We start from the raw sequence: 16411 nt of genomic DNA on the forward strand, positions 1-16411 counted from the left end.
CTTGAGTTCCTGGCTATAGGTGGACATGAATTCATTCCGATCGCTCCCTCAACTTCTGTTTTCAGAGGACCGGACATCTATTGTGACCGAGGGGGTGAGTCTCCACCAACAAATTTCATCCTCCGACTGGCGGTCACAGAAAGCGAAAGCTGGGTCTTGGCAGATTCAAGAGCCTTTGCAACATTTCTGAATATCAGTACAACCCATATCCCAGCTTCACCCGACGAAATCACTGATCCTAAGCGAACGGTAGTAAACCTTGCTCGTAAATCTCGACACCGCCAGATCAGATACGAAATGGTATCCAGCCGCGACCCCGAGAAACCCGGTAGCGGATATAACCAACATCTCTGCACATTCGTCAGAGACTACTGGCAGCCACTAATCGCGGCGGAACACTCTCCCAGCTTGGCCAGAGCCGTCCACCAACTGTCGGCCTTCAGCAAAGGCCAGCAGTAGCCGCACCTGAATCAGTCCACCCAGAAGATACACGGGAATTAAGTGGCACCGCCCCGCTGCTGACGCTGCCGGAGTCCGCAACGGCAGCCATCAGCGTCGGCGTGGCAATCACCCTGGCCCCGCCGCCCCTGCCGGACGTGGTCCAGCCCGACGCGCCCAGCCCCGGCTACATCTGGACCCCGGGCTACTGGGCCGGGGGTCCGAACGGCTACTACTGGATCGACGGTGCATGGCTCGTCCCGCCCGCCGTCGGGCTGTTGTGGCCCCCCGGATGGTGGGGCTGGTCCGACGGCTACTACCGCTGGCACGAAGGCTACTGGGGGCCTCAGGTCGGCTTCTACGGCGGCATCGACTACGGATTCGGCTACTTCGGCGTCGGCTACGTCGGTGGCCATTGGCGCAGTAGGGACTTCTACTACAACCGGGCCGTCACGAACGTCAACATCACCCACGTCCGCAACGCCTACGTGGACAAGACGGTGATCCACAACGCTCCTCCGGACTGGCGCCGCGCCAGCTACAACGCGGCCAGGGCGGCATGCCGTCCCGGCCGACGGCCGAGCGGCGCACCTACGCGCGCCAGCCGCATCCGGTCAATGCGCAGGGACGGCATGAACCGGAGGGGCCTCGCGCCGAGGCCCGCGGCCGCGAAGACCGCGGCCGCCACGGACAAGGCGGGCCGGGGCGGGAAGATCGCCACCGCTGATATGATGCGCGCCATGCTCCTGCGCACGCTGCACCCCGCCGACCTGCCCGGCCTGGACCTCATCCAGACCCATTGCTACGCCCCGTCCATGCTCGAACCGGCGGACGTCCTCGCCGGCCGGCTGCGGGCCGTCCCGGACTGGATCTGGGGCGTCCAGGACGACGAAGGCCTGTGCGCCTACCTGTTCACCTATCCGACGCGCCTGGGCCACCTGTCGCCCCTGAACGGCAACTTCCACCCAGCCCCCGACGGCGACACCCTGTACCTGCACGACCTGGCCATCCATCCCCGGGCGCGCGGCCGCGGATTGGCGCAGCGGCTGATCCGGCATGCCTGGACCCGCGGCCGGAAGGCCGGCCTGCGGCATTCCGCGCTGATCTCGGTCCAGGATTCCGAACGCTTCTGGGCCGCGCACGGCTACCGCACCCGCACGGAGCTGGACAACCGCCAGCGCACCTGCCTGGCCGGCTACGAGCAGCCGGCGCGCTACATGACACGTCCGCTCGACTGAGGCCGGGTTTTTCGGGTGCCGGCGCCGGCCATCGCCCGACGCTCCGAAACATCGCCCGACGATCTGAAACATCGCCCGACGATCTGGAATCGAACGCGGCCCTGGAATCAGGCGCGTCCCGAACCGGCCTCACGCCCCCGTCGAGCGGCGCGCCACCAGGGCTGGCGCCGGCAGACCGAGCGGCGCATCCTGGGTTTCGTGACCCAGCATCCGCAGGAGCCGCTGCACCGCGGCGTGCGACACGGCATCCAGGTGCAGGTCCACGGCCGTCAGCGGCGGCTGACACGTGCGGGCGCGCACGCCGTCGTGGCGGGTGGCCAGCAGCAGGTCCCCGGGGACCCTCAGCCCGGCCTCGCCGATCGCGCGCAGCGCGCCGCTGGCGAAGGTGTCGATCGGGACGCACAGCGCGTCCAGCCCGGGATGTTCGGCCAGCAGCCGCGCGGCGGCCCGCTGGCCGCCCGCCTCGCCTTCTTCCTCGGCCGCCAGGCCCACCGCCGGCGCGAAGCCCCGGGCCCCGGCCATCGCCAGGTAGCGCTCGTGGAAGCTGCGCTGGGATGCCCGGCCGCTGGCTCCGAGAATCAGCCCCGGCCGCCGGGCGCCCGAGTCGAGCAGGTGCCGCAGCAGCAGGTCCGCCGCCGCCGCGTGCTGCAGGTCGATGTTGTCGGGCCCCGGCTCGCCCCCGACGGTGACGCAGGGCACCCCCCGCTCCTCCAGCTCGCGGGCGATCGGATCGTCCGGCGCGGGTTCGAGCAGGATGGCGCCGTCGATGTCCATCAGGGCCAGGGGATCGCATTGATCCATGGGCGGCGCGAGCACGAGCACGTAGCCGCTCAGCAGGGCCTTCCTGGCCAGGCCCATCGCCAGTTCGGTGAAGAACCCCAACTGGGATTCCCCGGCCGAGACCGCGGCCGGCATGGACGACAGCAGGGCGATCGCATGGGACTTGCCGGTCCGCAGGCGCTGGGCGCGCACGCTGGGGCGGTATTTCAGGCGGGCTGCCACGTCCTTGACGTGCTGGCGCGTGCGCGGATCCACCTGGCCGATCCCGTTCAGGGAATGGGAGACGGTGGTGGGCGACAGGCCCGCTTCGCGGGCGACGTCGGCGATGGTGACTCGTTTGTGCGTGCGGTGGGGATTGGTCACGGCGAAAAGGGATTCAGGCCTGCAGGATCACCACGATTCCGGAAATACAGGAAAAGCCCAGCACGAGATAGCGCAGCAAGGGACCGTCGAGCCGGTGATGCACGAATTTGCTCGCATACGATCCTAGCACCAAAAACGGCAGCATCTGCGCCGATGCCAGCAGGGAATCGGCGCCGACCTTGCCGCCGATCGCCAGGACGACCAGGGAGATCACCTCGCCCACCAGGAAGCACAGGGCGACGGTCGAACGCAGGACGGCGCCGCTCTTGTGCTGGTAGGCCAGTGCCAGCGGCGGCCCGCCCACGCCGGTCGAGGTCTCGGTCACGCCCGTGATCAGTCCGACCAGGCCCAGGCCCTTCCTGCCCAGCTCGAAGGATGGCGACAGCAGCGCTACCCCGGCGGCGATCAGGGTGGACCAGCCGATCAGCAGGGAAAGTTGATGCAGGTTGACCACCAGCAGGATCCACAACCCCAGGAAGGTGCCGGCGAACCGGCCGATGCTGATCAGCTTCACCCCGCGCCAGTCGATCGCGGCGCGCTCGCGCCAGCCCACGTAGGCATTCAGCGGGATCATCAGGACCAGCAGCAGGACCGGGATCAGGCCGGGCTGGAACAGGGTCACGATGGGCGCCGCCAGCATGGCGAAGCCCATGCCGCTGCAGCCCTGGGCGAAGGCCGAGACGAACACCGCCAGCCCGATCAGGAAGAAGGCGGTCGTACTCATGGGCGACGGGCTTCCTGGCGGGCTTTCCACTGGGCGCGATGTTCGCTGGCGCAAGGATCGATGCGCTGGATCGGCGCGCTCGCCGCGATACGCTCCGCAATCGCCCGCGCCCGGTCCATCAGCGCCTCGCCGTCCCAGTCCACGGGCAGGCCGCGGTCCAGCCGCAGGCGGCCCTGCACGATCACGGACTCGATCTGGTCGCGGTTCGCCAGCCGCACCAGTTCCCATTCCAGGTCCCAGGAGGGCGCCAGTTCGGGAATGTCCAGCTTCACGACCAGCAGGTCGGCATGAGCGCCTGGCGCGATTTCACCGACTTTTCCGGCCAGGCCCACGGCATCCGCCCCGCCGCGCAGCCCCATGTCCAGCCAGCGCCAGCCGCCGCCCGCGGACGAATCCCCGCTCGCCATGGCGCTCGTCAGGCGCTGTGCGGTTTCCGCGGCATCCAGCAGCCGGAAGGCGTCGCTGCGCGTGCCGTCGGTGCCCAGCCCCAGGCGCACGCCCAGCTCGCTCAGCAGCAGGGCCGGAGCGACCGCATTGCCTTTCCAGGCGCTGGCCACCGGGTTGTAGCTGACGGCGGCGCCGCTGTCGCGCAGCAGCGCGATCTCGTCCGGCGTCAGCAGGGTGGCGTGCGCGGCCAGCAGTTCCGGCCCGATGGCGCCCAGGCGGCCCAGGCGCTGCAGCGGCCGCAGCCCCGTGGCGACCAGGGAACGCTCGACGGCCGCCAGGTGTTCGTTCAGGTGTGTCTGGAAAGGCACGCGGGCTTCGCGGGAGAGGCGCGCCACCGCGACCAGGACCTCGTCGCTGGCCGCCTCGGGGATGGAGATCGCCAGCGAGGGATGGATCAGCGGATGCCGGTCCCACCGGCCCAGGTGATGCCGCGCCAGCTGCAGGATCTGCGCCTCCGTGGCGACGGCCTGGCCGCCCTGCAGGTCGTTGCAGATCGCGCCCAGCACGCACCGCAGGCCCACCGCGCCGACCGCGTCGGCCACGATTTCCATGCCGACCGTGGCGCGCGTGCCCGCATCGGCCACCGTGGTGAACCCGCCGCGCAGGGATTCCCAGGCGGCCAGGCGGGCGGCGACGTCGATGGCCTCGGCGTCCATGTGCCGTTCCATCGGCACCCAGATGCGCCGGAAGATTTCCGAAGGCTCGCCGAACACCAGCGATTTGCCGAAGGTCTGCGTGACGTGATGATGCGCGTCGACGAATCCCGGCATCAGCAGCCGGCGCGGCAGGGGAATGGTGGGCAGGGCCTCGGCGGAAAACCGGCCGGCCGGCCCGACGTCCGTGATCCTCCCCCGCTCGACGCGCACCCCCAGGCCGGAATGCACGCCGTCGGGCAGCAGGACCTTGTCCGGCACCAGCAAGACCGCCCGTTCGTGCATGTCCTTCAGCATGTTCATCCCGATCTCCTCGATGGCGATCCGGGACGCCGCACGCCATGGAACGCGTTCCACACGCCGTGCCCATGCTTCCCAAATCGATTTGTGTCGTGGAATTCTACTCACTAAACCCGGCAACGGCAAACTTCCTCGACGGCAATCCTCGATTTTCGACGGCAATCCGCGACGGCGATTCCCGGCCGCAATCTCTGGCGGCAATCCGCGTTCGGCCGCGGTCTTCGGGGGACAATCCACGTTCAGGCGACAGTCTCCGACGACACTCCGCGGCCGTGCCGCCGGACCGCGCGCCCCCATGAGCGAACACGCACCCGTGAGCACACACGCATCCCGACGGACCATGGACGGCTTGCCCTCCGCCTCCCGGGCACCCGGCTCCCGGCTCGGGTAAACCCGGTATTGACAGGATTTCCGGCAAGTTCGAGTATTGCCATAAATCGATTTGGGAAACATGAAAAACAAACCCAAATCGTTTTGTATCTCCGTGATCCACCCGATCCTCACAGCCACCCATACACATCCAGAGGCCCGCAATGGAGACAAACCATCCTCGCCACGACGGCGCGCCGGCGGCGGAAGTCCACCCGGTGGACCAGATCCGTCCCGTTGGCACGCTGTTCCTGTTCGCCGTCCAGCACATCCTGGTGATGGTCGCGGCGCCCGTTTCGTCCGTCTTCCTGATCGCCAAGGCCCTGAACCTGTCCGACGCGCTTTCCTCGGCCCTGCTGTCCAGCGTCTTCGTGTTCTGCGGCCTGGGGTCGATCCTGCAGTCCGTCGGCATCGGCCGGATCGGCGTGCGCCTGCCCTTCATCATGCTCCCCGGCGGGGCCGCCACCATCCTGTTCATCTCGATCGCCCAGGGCACCGACCTGCAGACCGCGGCCGGGGCCGTCATCCTGACGGGGATCTTCTACATTCTCGCGGTCACCCTCTTCGTCCGCATCCTGAAGTACTTCCCGCCGCTGGTCATCGGGACCATGGTCGTGGTCATCGGCATCAGCCTGGTCAAGGTGACGGGCCTGCTGTTCACGGGCAGGCCGGGCACCGAGCACTTCGGCGATCCGCGGCAGCTCCTGCTGGCGCTGGTCACCATCGCGCTGACGGTCCTGTGCTTCAGATTCCTGCGCGGCTTCCTGCGCCAGCTCTCCGTCGCCCTGGGCCTGGTGGGCGGCACCCTCTTCGCCATGGCGCTGGGCGAAACCCATTTCATCTCGCTGGTCGCCGGGCCGCTCATCAGCACCCCCACGCTGTTTCCGTTCGGCATGCCGCACCTGGATCTCGTGGCGGCCATTCCGATGCTGGTCTGGAGCCTGGCCTCCATGGCGGAAGCCACCGGGCAGACCGTGATCAACGGAGAGATCGTCGGCCGCGAAGTGGACCCGCCGCGCGACGTGCCGCGCGTCATCCGCTCGGACGGCATCATTTCCATCATCGGCGGCCTGTTCGGCACGCCCGTCATGGTGACCAGCGGCGAGAACATCGGCATCGTGCGCGCCAGCGGCGTGCGCAGCCGCTACGTCACCGCGGTCGCCGGCGCGCTGCTCGTCGTGATCGGTTTCACGCCGCTCGCGCGGATGCTGAACGGCATCCCGCCCGCCGTCGTCGGCGGCACGGCCGTCGTCGTGTTCGCCATCATCAGCGTGCTCGGCATCCAGATGCTGGCGCGGGTCGATTTCACGCGCACCGGCAACCTGGTCACCTGCACGCTGGCCCTGGCGCTGGGCCTGCTGCCCGTGCTGATTCCAGGCATGTACCACAGCCTGCCCGCCAACGTACAGACGATCTTCGGCAGCGGCGTGGCCATGAGCGCGCTGGTCGCCGTCCTGCTCAACCTGCTGTTCCACCATTGCGGCGCACGGGACCGCGACGACCTCGCCAAGGAGCCGGACGCCGGTCCCCAGGCCCGGCCCGCCGACTACCGGATCTGACGGCGCGCCAAGGCACAAGCCTCGCCGCTCGCGGCGAGGCTGGACAGGAACGAGGCGCGGAATGGCGGGATGGCGCGGCGCCGCGAGGGCCGCGCGCTTATTTGCCCGAGGCTTGTTTCATCGAGGCCTGCTTGCCCCAGGCTTACTTGTCCGCGGCTTCCTCGCGGTGCTGGATCAGCAGCACCGGCCGCTGCGTCAGGGCCAGCACCCGGCCGGCGACCGAGCCGATCACCGCATCGAGCAGCACGCCGCGGCCGTGCGCGCCCATCACGATCATGTGGGCGTCGACCTCGTCGGCGTAGCGCGTGATCTCCTGGGGCGCGAAGCCGACCCGGGATTCGGTTTCGTGCGGCACGCCCGCCTGGCGCAGGATCTCGGCCGTGGGCTCCAGCACCTTGGCGGACTCCTCGTTGTACCAGTCCTGGATGGCCGCGGCATCCACGAAATGACTCACCCGGGCGGGCAGGCCCGCCATCACGTGCAGAATGCGCACGACGCCGCCCGCGGGCAGCAGCCCGGATTGCGCGATGTAGCGCGCCGCCTGCAGGCTGTACGCCGAGCCGTCCGTCGCCAGCACGATATCCTTAGCCATGTGACCTCCTGTCATCCGATGCGCGGGCACACGCGCGCCCGCGCCTTCAATCTACCGCACGGCATGGCTTCGCGGGCCGATCGGCCGGACAAAACCTTGCACTGACGCAATCAATCGCATCCGACATTGTCCTGATCTCCGGTCCGAAGGACAATAGGACGATGAACTCGACCCTGCTCCACACTCTGGACGTCCAGCCCCTGGCCGTCATCGGCGACATCCACGGCGAGAGCCAGGCGCTGGATGCCCTGCTCGACCACCTGCGACAGCGCCCCGAAACGCGCGACCGTCTGCTGGTGTTCATCGGCGACCTGTGCGACCGCGGCCCCGACAGCGTGGGCGTCATCCGCCGGGTGCGGGATCTGGTGGACCAGGGGCGGGCGCTGGCCATCCTGGGCAATCACGAAATCAATCTGCTGGCCCACGATGCGAAGGACGGCTCGGGCTGGTTCTTCGACAGCCGCGAGGCTTCCGACACCCCTTTCTACGCGCCGTTCGTCCGCGCCTCGGCCCGGGAACGGCCCGAAATCCGCGATTTCCTGTGCAGCCTGCCCCTGGCGATGCGCATGCCCGGCCTGCGCATCGTGCACGCGGCCTGGGATCCGGCCTCGATCCAGGCCATCGCCGATTTTCCCTGCGGCCGCATCCTGGAACTGATCCACGAGCAGGAACTGAACCTCGTCCGGGCCGCCCGCGTCGGCGAACTGCATGCCCGCTACCGTGCGGAACTCGAGCGCTGGGGCCGCCAGCTCGAAGACCCCAACGATCCGCCGCCCTACCTGGACGCGGTGGCGGACTACGAATCGCTCGAACAGCGCCTCAATCCCATCAAGCGCCTCACCTCCGGCATCGAGGCGCGCAGCCCGCAGCCCTTCTTTTCCGGCAACCGCTGGCGCTATTCCGATCGCACGGCCTGGTGGAACGAGGACGACGACCCCACCCCCGTGCTGATCGGGCACTACTGGCGTCTGTTCGAGTCTCCGGACCGGACCACGGCCTGGCGCTACGGCCTGCTGTTCGACGGCGTGGCGCCCGCTTCCTGGCACGGGCGGCACCGCCAGGCCTTCTGCATCGACTATTCCGTCGGCGCCCGCTGGCGGGCCAGGAAATCGCCCGGAACGGACGCGGAAGACCGCTACAAACTGGCCGCCATGCTGTGGCCCGAACGCACCCTGCTGTTCGACGACGGCGCCCTGGTCCCCACGACCGAAGGGCCTTCCTCCCGCTGATTTCCGTGCAAGCGCCCTGTGGATAAGTCCAGAGGGCGCTTCTTGTGCCTATCCTGTCGACAAGTTGTTCATAAACGCGGCTTTTTTCGCGGCCCGGAAAACCATCCCCAAAGCGTGCGCCGGCCGCGCACAAGGACACCCACAAGACGAAGCCACGCAGCCGGTTGATTTCAAAGGAATTCGGGGGTTTTCCGAGTTATCCACAGGCACTCACCATTCCTACCAGGTTTATATAAAAAAAGAGAAAAACATAAACACCTCAGCCAGCCATCCGGGCTTCCAGCCCGCGCAGGCGCTCCAGCCCCTGGTCCAGGGTGGCGTCCAGCTTGGCGAAGCACAGGCGCAGCAGGCTGTGGTTGGCCTCGGGCCTGGCCGGATCGGCATAGAAGGCGGAAACCGGAATGCTGGCGACGCCGATTTCCCGCGTCAGGCGGACGGCCAGCGTCTTCTCCGGCTCGGTTCCCAGCGCGCGCGTGTCCACCAGCAGGAAGAACGTGCCCTCCGAATGCAGCGGCCGAAGCACGGTGTCCTTCAGGCCGGCAAGCAGTCGGTCCCGTTTTTTCTGGTAGAAGCCCGACAGCTCCGCTAGATCCGCTTCCGGCAGGTACCGGGCGATACCCGCCTGCATGGGCGTGCTGACGGAAAACACCGTGAACTGGTGCACCTTGCGGATTTCCGCCATCACACGCGCCGGCGCGCAGCAGTAGCCGATCTTCCAGCCGGTGGCATGGAAGGTCTTGCCGAAGGACGACACCAGCACGGTGCGTTCCGCCAGCGCGGCCCGGGACACCGGGCTCAGATGCGCGAGGCCGTCGAACACGATGTGCTCGTAGGCCTCGTCCGACAGCAGCAGGATCGGATGCCGCGCGATGAGGGCTTCCAGGGCGTCCAGGTCTTCGGTTTTCAGCGTGAGCCCGGTCGGATTGTGGGGAAAATTCAGCACCAGCATCCGGGTCCTGGGCGTGAGGGCGGATTCCATGCGGTTCCAGTCGATGCGAAAGGTCGTGTCTCCCGCCTGCGGCGCGCGCATGGGAACCCGGACCGCTTCGGCGCCCGCCAGCCGGATCGCGGGCGCGTACAGGTCGTAGGCCGGATCGATCAGCAGGACTTCGTCGCCAGGATGCGTCAATGCCAGCAGGCTGCTCATCAGTGCTTCGGTTGCGCCGGCAGTGACCGTGATTTCCGATTCGGTCGAATAGGACCGGCCGTGTTGCGCCATGACCTTGGACGCGATCGCTTCCCTGAGCTGCGGCAGACCCGCCATGGGGGCGTACTGGTTGTAGCCCTGCCGCATGGCTTCGCCGACGGCCTGAATCAGCGCCTCCGGCGGCGGATAGTCCGGAAAGCCCTGCCCCAGGTTGATGGCCTGGCATTGCTGGGCCAGCGCGCTCATTTCGGTGAAGATGGTGCTGCCGACGTCAGGCAGCTTGGATGGCAGTGTGTTCGGCATGTGTGGTTTTTGGTTGACGGGTGTGGATTTCAGGATGGGATTTCGAGCACGGCGGGCTCACTTGCGCATACAATCGCGCATAAGGGAAAACTATGATTTGACTTTTCGGATTGCGTAGTTATGCTCCCTGTTGCAATGCAATCTAGTAGTACGCACGTTTCGCACACGGCATGCCCTGTTGCTCATCGCACTCCGGCACGATCTGTTTCGTTTCAGCGTTTTTGATTCATTGTTTTTCATTTCATTTATTTAGGACGTTTCAGATCATGGCTCAAACGGGCAAAGTCAAATGGTTCAACGCCGAGAAGGGCTTCGGCTTCATCACGCCGGACGCCGGCGGCACTGACGTGTTTGCGCACTTCTCCGCCATCGAAGGCCGCGGCTACCGCAGCCTCAACGAAGGTCAGGCCGTGCAGTACGAAGTCAAGGATGGCCCCAAGGGTCCCCAGGCTGCTGAAATCCGCCCCCTGTAATCGGTCGGCGCTTTTCTCCAAAAAGGCACTCTTCGGAGTGCCTTTTTTGTTGTTCGAGCAATCCCAGGCCCAGGAAACTTGTACCCTCTTGTCCCGGGCTTGTCCACAGCTTTGTTCACAGTGGCATGGCTGGCTGCGGTAGAAGACGTGGCGGCATGGATGCGCGACCGTGGGGGTGTTCCACGTGGAACATTGGATGGATAGCCTCTTCCTCTGGAGGCTGTTGATCGGGCGCGTCGAATTCCGGTCCGGAACCGCCGGCGCCTCCGGACTTGTTTGGATCCGGCGTTTGCCGCGCGCAGCCATGCTCCAGATGTCGAACCGGTGGACGCCAGGCTGAATCCCGCATGACGTCGTTCGTGCACCCATCCTGCCATGGCGCGTTTGCTTTCGGCTTAAAGTATTGCGTCGTGCGTCGAGAGTTTCCTCGTTCCTTTGAGGCTATAGACCAAGGACAGGCATCGGTGTCCTGGTTCCGAGATGAAGTAGACGCTGCTTCCACCCGTCTCACTCCAATTGGTTGAGCTCGCTTGCGGATCAGGTTCCGTAGAACCGGATTGCTGGGCGAGGCATTGGCCAGCTGCCTGGATACCCTCGCAGATCCCTCTGGCGTTTTGGTCAGCATAAGTTTATTTGGCCAGACGTTTGATCGCCAGTTCCAGGAGGATGATCTCCGCGTAGTGGGGATGATCTCGGCTATCCCGGATGGATGCAGGAACGCCCCACACTACATTCACCGATGTTTCACGTGGAACAATCCAGGCACGTGTTCCACGTGAAACATTCAATCGCAGGTCCGCGAAGTATAATTTCGGGAACTATCCTGTTTTCCCCTATGAATTACTCTGAAGAATTCGATGTCCTCGTGATCGGTGGCGGTCACGCCGGGGCTGAAGCCGCATTGGCCGCAGCCCGCATGGGCGTGTCCACGCTCCTGTTGACCCACAATATGGACACCCTGGGCCAGATGTCCTGTAATCCTTCCATCGGCGGGATCGGCAAGGGACACCTGGTCAAGGAAGTCGATGCGCTGGGCGGCGCCATGGCCTGGGCCACCGATCAAGCGGGTATCCAGTTCAGGATCCTGAATCGTTCCAAGGGGCCAGCCGTGCGCGCCACGCGCGCCCAGGCGGATCGATCCCTGTATCGCCGCGCCATCCGGATGATCCTGCAGGGTCAGAAGAATCTGATGATTTTTCAGCAGGCGGTGGACGACCTGATCCTGGAAGGCGACCGTGTGGTGGGGGCGCGCACCCAGATCGGACTGGTGTTCCGGGCGCGCGCCGTGGTCCTGACGGCGGGCACGTTCCTGAACGGCCTGATGCACGTCGGACTGTCGCATTACGCCGCGGGCCGGGCCGGCGATCCGCCGGCGACCAGCCTGGGAGAGCGGCTCAAGGAATTGAAGCTGCCCCAGGGCCGGCTGAAGACCGGCACGCCGCCGCGCATCGATGCGAAAACCATCGATTTTTCCAAGACCGAAATCCAGCCCGGCGACACGGATCCCGTCCCCGTGTTTTCCTTCCTGGGGCGCGCCGACATGCACCCCAAACAGGTGCCGTGCTGGATCACGCACACCAACGAACGTTCGCACGAGATCGTGCGTTCGGGTCTGGACCGCTCGCCCATGTACAGCGAGCAGGGCACGATCGAAGGCATCGGCCCGCGTTACTGCCCGTCGATCGAGGACAAGATCCACCGTTTTGCCGACAAGGCCAGCCACCAGGTGTTCCTGGAGCCGGAAGGCGCATCGTCCTGCGAGATCTATCCCAACGGAATCTCCACCAGCCTGCCGTTCGACATCCAGTTCGCGCTGGTGCGCAGCCTGCCCGGATTGGAAAATGCGCGCATCATGCGGCCCGGCTATGCGATCGAATATGACTACTTCGATCCCCGGCACCTGCATGCCTGGCTGGAGACCCGCGCGATCCGGGGCCTGTTCTTTGCCGGGCAGGTCAACGGCACCACGGGGTACGAGGAAGCCGCCGCCCAGGGGCTGCTGGCGGGCGCCAATGCCGCCTTGCAGGCGCTGGGGCGCGAGCCTTGGACGTTGGACCGCAGCCAGGCCTATCTGGGGGTGCTGGCGGACGATCTTGTAACTAAAGGAGTTACAGAACCTTACAGAATGTTTACATCGCGGGCGGAATACCGCCTCAGCCTGCGCGAGGACAACGCCGACCTCCGCTTGACGGAAATGGGCCGGACGCTGGGCCTGGTGGACGACGCGCGCTGGGATGCCTTCTGCCGCAAGCGCGACGCCGTGGAGGCCGAAATCCAGCGCCTGCGGGAAACCCGTGTCAATCCCGCGGTGCTGGATGCCCACGTGCGCGAACGCATGGCCCTGCAGCGGCTGGATCGCCATCCCAGCCTGCTCGACCTGCTGCGCCGCCCCGACGTCGAGTACGACGCCCTGATGGCCCTGCGGGATGCGCAGGGCGCGCCGCTGGCTGGCCCCGGGCTGGCCGATCCGGCGCAGGCCGAACAGGTCGGCATCCAGGCCAAGTACGCCGGCTACGTGGACCGCCAGCGCGACGAGATCGAGCGCCAGAAGGCGCAGGCGGATCAGGCGGTCCCGCAGGACTTCGACTACGCCGGCGTCGCCGGCCTGTCCACCGAGGTGCGCCAGCGCCTGGAGGCCTCGCGCCCCGCCACCATCGGCCAGGCGGCGCGGATCTCCGGCGTCACGCCGGCGGCGGTCTCCCTGCTGCTGGTCCACCTGAAGCGCCACGCGCGCGGGCGCCGGGCGGCATGAGCGGGACCCCGCCTTTTCCCGAATTCCGGGCGCGCCTGGAAAATGCCCTGGACGCCCTGGGCATGCAGGCCGACCACGCCCGCATTCCCGCGCTGCTGGGCTACCTGCAGCAGCTGCAGCACTGGAACAAGGCCTACAACCTGACGGCCGTGCGCGATCCCGGCAAGATGCTGGTGCAGCACGTGTTCGACAGTCTGGCCATCGTGCCCGAACTGCGCGCCCGCTGGCCGCGGCGCGCCCTGCGCGTCGCGGACATGGGTTCGGGCGCCGGTTTACCGGGTATCATTCTGGCCATCTGCCAGCCGGACTGGACCATCGTCTGCGTGGACGCCGTGGGCAAGAAGACCGCGTTCATCCGCCAGGCTGCCGGCGTCCTGGGGCTGAAGAACGTGCGCGCGGAACACGGCCGCATCGAATCCATGGACAGCCTGCAGGCCGACCTGGTGATCTCGCGCGCATTCGCCTCGCTGTCGGATTTCGTGCGGGTCGCCGCGCACCATCGCGCGCCCGGCGGCATCCTGCTGGCCATGAAGGGCCAGGATCCCGTGGCCGAGCGGGCCGCCCTCGAAGCCGGCACGGGCTGGTACGTGAAACGCGCCGTCGAGCTGGACGTGCCCGAAATGGACGCGAGCCGCTGTCTGCTGGAACTCGATTCAACCGGTCCCGAAGGAACCCCATGACTGCCGATCGTCCGAAATCCGCCCGCGTGTTCTGCATCGCCAACCAGAAGGGCGGCGTGGGCAAGACCACCACGGCCATCAACCTGGCCGCGTCGCTGGCCCTGCACGGCCAGCGCGTGCTGCTGGTCGATCTGGATCCGCAGGGCAACGCCACCATGGGCAGCGGCATCGACAAGAACGCCGCCTCCGTCAATCTGTACCAGGTGCTGATCGGCGAGGCCGACGTGGCCGAGGCCCGCATCCGCTCCGAGACCGGCGGCTACGACGTGCTGCCTTCCAACCGCGAACTGTCCGGCGCCGAGATCGACCTGGTGCAGATGGACGACCGCGAGATGCAGCTCAAGCAGGCCCTGTCCAAGGTGGCGCAGGACTACGATTTCATCCTGATCGACTGCCCGCCCACGCTGTCCCTGCTGACCCTCAATGGCCTGGCGGGGGCGCATGGCGTGATCATCCCCATGCAGTGCGAATATTTCGCACTCGAAGGCCTGTCCGACCTGGTCAACACCATCAAGCGGATCTACCGCAACCTGAACGCCGACCTGGAGCTGATCGGGCTGCTGCGCGTCATGTTCGACACGCGCATGACGCTGCAGCAGCAGGTCTCCGCCCAGCTGGAATCGCACTTCGGGGACAAGGTCTTCAAGACGGTCGTGCCGCGCAACGTGCGTCTGGCCGAGGCGCCCAGCCACGGCCAGCCCGGCGTCATCTACGACAAGTCGTCCCGGGGCGCCCGGGCCTATCTCGCCTTCGGCGAGGAACTCATCCGCCGTGTCGGCGGCCAGATCCGTCCGCGCGCGGCCTGAAGAGGCGCGCCCGGCATCATCCACGAGGAAACACAAGACGATGGCCACACGCAAGAAAGGACTCGGACGCGGCCTGGACGCCTTGCTGGGCGCCGACAACGGCGCGCTGGACGCGGTGGGGCGGCAGAAGGACGACGCCCCCAGCCAGCTGCCGGTCGCCGTCCTGCGCGCGGGCCGCTACCAGCCGCGCACCCGCATGGACGAAGGCGCGCTCAACGACCTGGCCGACTCCATCCGCGCCCAGGGCATCATGCAGCCCATCCTGGTGCGCCCGCTGGACGACGAGCCCGGGCAGTACGAGATCATCGCCGGCGAGCGCCGCTTCCGCGCCGCGCGGATCGCCGGCCTGGAGGCCGTGCCCGTCCTGGTGCGCCGGGTGGCGGACGAAAACGCCGCCGCCATGGCCCTGATCGAGAACATCCAGCGGGAAGACCTCAATCCCCTCGAAGAAGCCCACGGCGTGCGCCGTCTGCTGGATGAATTCGGTCTGACCCATGAGCAGGCCGCCACCGCCATCGGCCGTTCGCGTTCGGCCACCACCAACCTGCTGCGCCTGCTGAACCTGGCCGAGCCGGTGCAGACCATGCTGCTGGCCGGCGACATCGACATGGGCCACGCCCGCGCCCTGCTGGCCACCGATGCCGCGCAGCAGATCCTGCTGGCCAACGAAGTCGTCGCCCGGCGCCTGTCCGTGCGCGAGACCGAAAAACGCGTAGCGCGCGCCCTGCGCGAAGCCGACGAACCCCTGTCCACGCCGGCCGGCCGCGCCGCCCGGGGCGCCGGCAACGCCCGTTCGGGCGACCTGGACCGGCTGGAGAAGGCCCTGTCCGACCATCTCGCCACCCAGGTGAGGATCCGCACGGGCGCGCGCAAGGGCGGACAGCTCGTGATCGAGTTCTCCGACTGGGCGCACCTCGACGCGCTGCTGGAGCGCCAGGGCCTGGGCGGCGTGCTGGACGAGCGGCGCTCGGCCTGAAGGGGGGACGGACGCGTCGGATGCCGTGCGCTCCCGAGTCGGGCCATCCGTCCCGGCCTCCCGCCCCGTCACCTCCGGCCCCGTCACTTGACATCCCCATCAAACATCTTCATAATTCGGGATTCGCTTCGGTGGGGTGCCCGAGTGGTTAAAGGGGGCAGACTGTAAATCTGTTGGCCTTGCGCCTACGTTGGTTCGAATCCAACCCCCACCACCATGCGAACGATGTCCCGTGCTGAATTGTGGGGTGTCGGCAGGGATCCGAATCGCGGGTGTAGCTCAATGGTAGAGCAGAAGCCTTCCAAGCTTACGACGAGGGTTCGATTCCCTTCACCCGCTCCAGCGGGTCCGGTTCGACGGTCATCGAAATGAATTCCGCCCATGTGGCTCAGTGGTAGAGCACTCCCTTGGTAAGGGAGAGGTCATGCGTTCGATCCGCATCATGGGCACCACAACATCTTGGATCATTCCACAGTCAGGAGTCAGCCATGGCAAAAGGCAAGTTTGAACGGACCAAACCGCACGTGAACGTGGGTACGATCGGCCACGTTGACCACGGCAAGACGACGCTGACGGCGGCGA

General features: G+C 66.7%; 14 protein-coding genes and 3 tRNA genes. 12 read left to right on the forward strand and 5 right to left on the reverse strand.

All coding sequences use genetic code 11. The features are described 5' to 3' along the window. The first annotated feature begins 560 nt into the window (after window positions 1-560). Entirely contained in the window at window positions 561-1676 is a 1116-nt protein-coding gene (locus HNR28_RS18625) for a GNAT family N-acetyltransferase (protein ID WP_249043871.1), read from the forward strand. A 129-nt stretch (window positions 1677-1805) separates the two neighbouring features. Here the strand turns inward: HNR28_RS18625 and HNR28_RS17785 are convergent, their stop codons facing one another. From HNR28_RS17785 to HNR28_RS17795, 3 genes are read right to left on the reverse strand one after another with little or no spacing between them, the layout of a single operon-like run. Then, window positions 1806-2819: a substrate-binding domain-containing protein gene (locus HNR28_RS17785; RefSeq protein WP_151023881.1), complete on the reverse strand. Its 1014-nt coding sequence runs from the start codon at window positions 2817-2819 to the stop codon at window positions 1806-1808. A 13-nt stretch (window positions 2820-2832) separates the two neighbouring features. Continuing rightward, window positions 2833-3543, reverse strand: a complete 711-nt coding sequence (locus HNR28_RS17790; protein WP_043679118.1) for a sulfite exporter TauE/SafE family protein — start codon at window positions 3541-3543, stop codon at window positions 2833-2835. After that, complete coding sequence (locus HNR28_RS17795) at window positions 3540-4946, reverse strand: amidohydrolase family protein (RefSeq protein WP_151023880.1); 1407 nt, start codon at window positions 4944-4946, stop codon at window positions 3540-3542. Before HNR28_RS17795 ends, HNR28_RS17790 begins: the two co-directional genes overlap by 4 nt. A 530-nt stretch (window positions 4947-5476) precedes the next feature. On the opposite strand from HNR28_RS17795, the gene HNR28_RS17800 reads away from it, so the two are divergent. After that, window positions 5477-6871 (forward strand): uracil-xanthine permease family protein, encoded by a 1395-nt coding sequence (locus tag HNR28_RS17800; RefSeq protein WP_151023879.1) that lies wholly within the window; start codon window positions 5477-5479, stop codon window positions 6869-6871. A gap of 142 nt (window positions 6872-7013) precedes the next feature. Here the strand turns inward: HNR28_RS17800 and HNR28_RS17805 are convergent, their stop codons facing one another. After that, window positions 7014-7463: a universal stress protein gene (locus HNR28_RS17805; protein WP_043679110.1), complete on the reverse strand. Its 450-nt coding sequence runs from the start codon at window positions 7461-7463 to the stop codon at window positions 7014-7016. 161 nt (window positions 7464-7624) lie between these two features. Here HNR28_RS17805 and HNR28_RS17810 point away from each other — a divergent pair, with 161 nt between their 5' ends. Next, window positions 7625-8692 (forward strand): metallophosphoesterase, encoded by a 1068-nt coding sequence (locus tag HNR28_RS17810; RefSeq protein WP_151023878.1) that lies wholly within the window; start codon window positions 7625-7627, stop codon window positions 8690-8692. 259 nt (window positions 8693-8951) lie between these two features. On the opposite strand, the gene HNR28_RS17815 is transcribed toward HNR28_RS17810, so the two are convergent. After that, window positions 8952-10142, reverse strand: a complete 1191-nt coding sequence (locus HNR28_RS17815; protein ID WP_151023877.1) for a methionine aminotransferase — start codon at window positions 10140-10142, stop codon at window positions 8952-8954. A 266-nt stretch (window positions 10143-10408) separates the two neighbouring features. Between HNR28_RS17815 and HNR28_RS17820 the strand changes: the two genes are divergently transcribed. The 9 genes from HNR28_RS17820 to HNR28_RS17860 form a co-directional block, all read left to right on the forward strand. Next, window positions 10409-10615: a cold-shock protein gene (locus HNR28_RS17820; protein WP_043679103.1), complete on the forward strand. Its 207-nt coding sequence runs from the start codon at window positions 10409-10411 to the stop codon at window positions 10613-10615. An 835-nt stretch (window positions 10616-11450) separates the two neighbouring features. Next, a complete protein-coding gene (mnmG, locus tag HNR28_RS17825; protein WP_151023876.1) occupies window positions 11451-13367 on the forward strand; it encodes a tRNA uridine-5-carboxymethylaminomethyl(34) synthesis enzyme MnmG in 1917 nt (638 codons plus the stop codon). Continuing rightward, window positions 13364-14047, forward strand: a complete 684-nt coding sequence (gene rsmG, locus HNR28_RS17830) for a 16S rRNA (guanine(527)-N(7))-methyltransferase RsmG (RefSeq protein WP_151023875.1) — start codon at window positions 13364-13366, stop codon at window positions 14045-14047. The genes mnmG and rsmG overlap by 4 nt, the downstream gene beginning before the upstream one ends. After that, complete coding sequence (locus HNR28_RS17835) at window positions 14044-14853, forward strand: ParA family protein (protein WP_151023874.1); 810 nt, start codon at window positions 14044-14046, stop codon at window positions 14851-14853. Before rsmG ends, HNR28_RS17835 begins: the two co-directional genes overlap by 4 nt. 40 nt (window positions 14854-14893) lie before the next feature. Continuing rightward, window positions 14894-15829 (forward strand): ParB/RepB/Spo0J family partition protein, encoded by a 936-nt coding sequence (locus tag HNR28_RS17840; RefSeq protein WP_151023873.1) that lies wholly within the window; start codon window positions 14894-14896, stop codon window positions 15827-15829. Between the two features lie 130 nt (window positions 15830-15959). Further along, window positions 15960-16046 (forward strand) — tRNA-Tyr (locus HNR28_RS17845). Window positions 16047-16097: 51 nt separating this feature from the next. After that, window positions 16098-16171: transfer RNA gene (locus HNR28_RS17850), tRNA-Gly, on the forward strand. A gap of 35 nt (window positions 16172-16206) precedes the next feature. Next, a tRNA-Thr gene (locus tag HNR28_RS17855) sits at window positions 16207-16281 on the forward strand. A gap of 36 nt (window positions 16282-16317) precedes the next feature. Beyond that, window positions 16318-16411 (forward strand): GTP-binding protein (locus tag HNR28_RS17860; protein ID WP_005434227.1); only part of this gene is annotated, 94 nt, incomplete at its 3' end.

This window comes from Castellaniella defragrans, from assembly GCF_014203015.1.
GTDB classification, from domain to species: domain Bacteria; phylum Pseudomonadota; class Gammaproteobacteria; order Burkholderiales; family Burkholderiaceae_B; genus Castellaniella; species Castellaniella defragrans.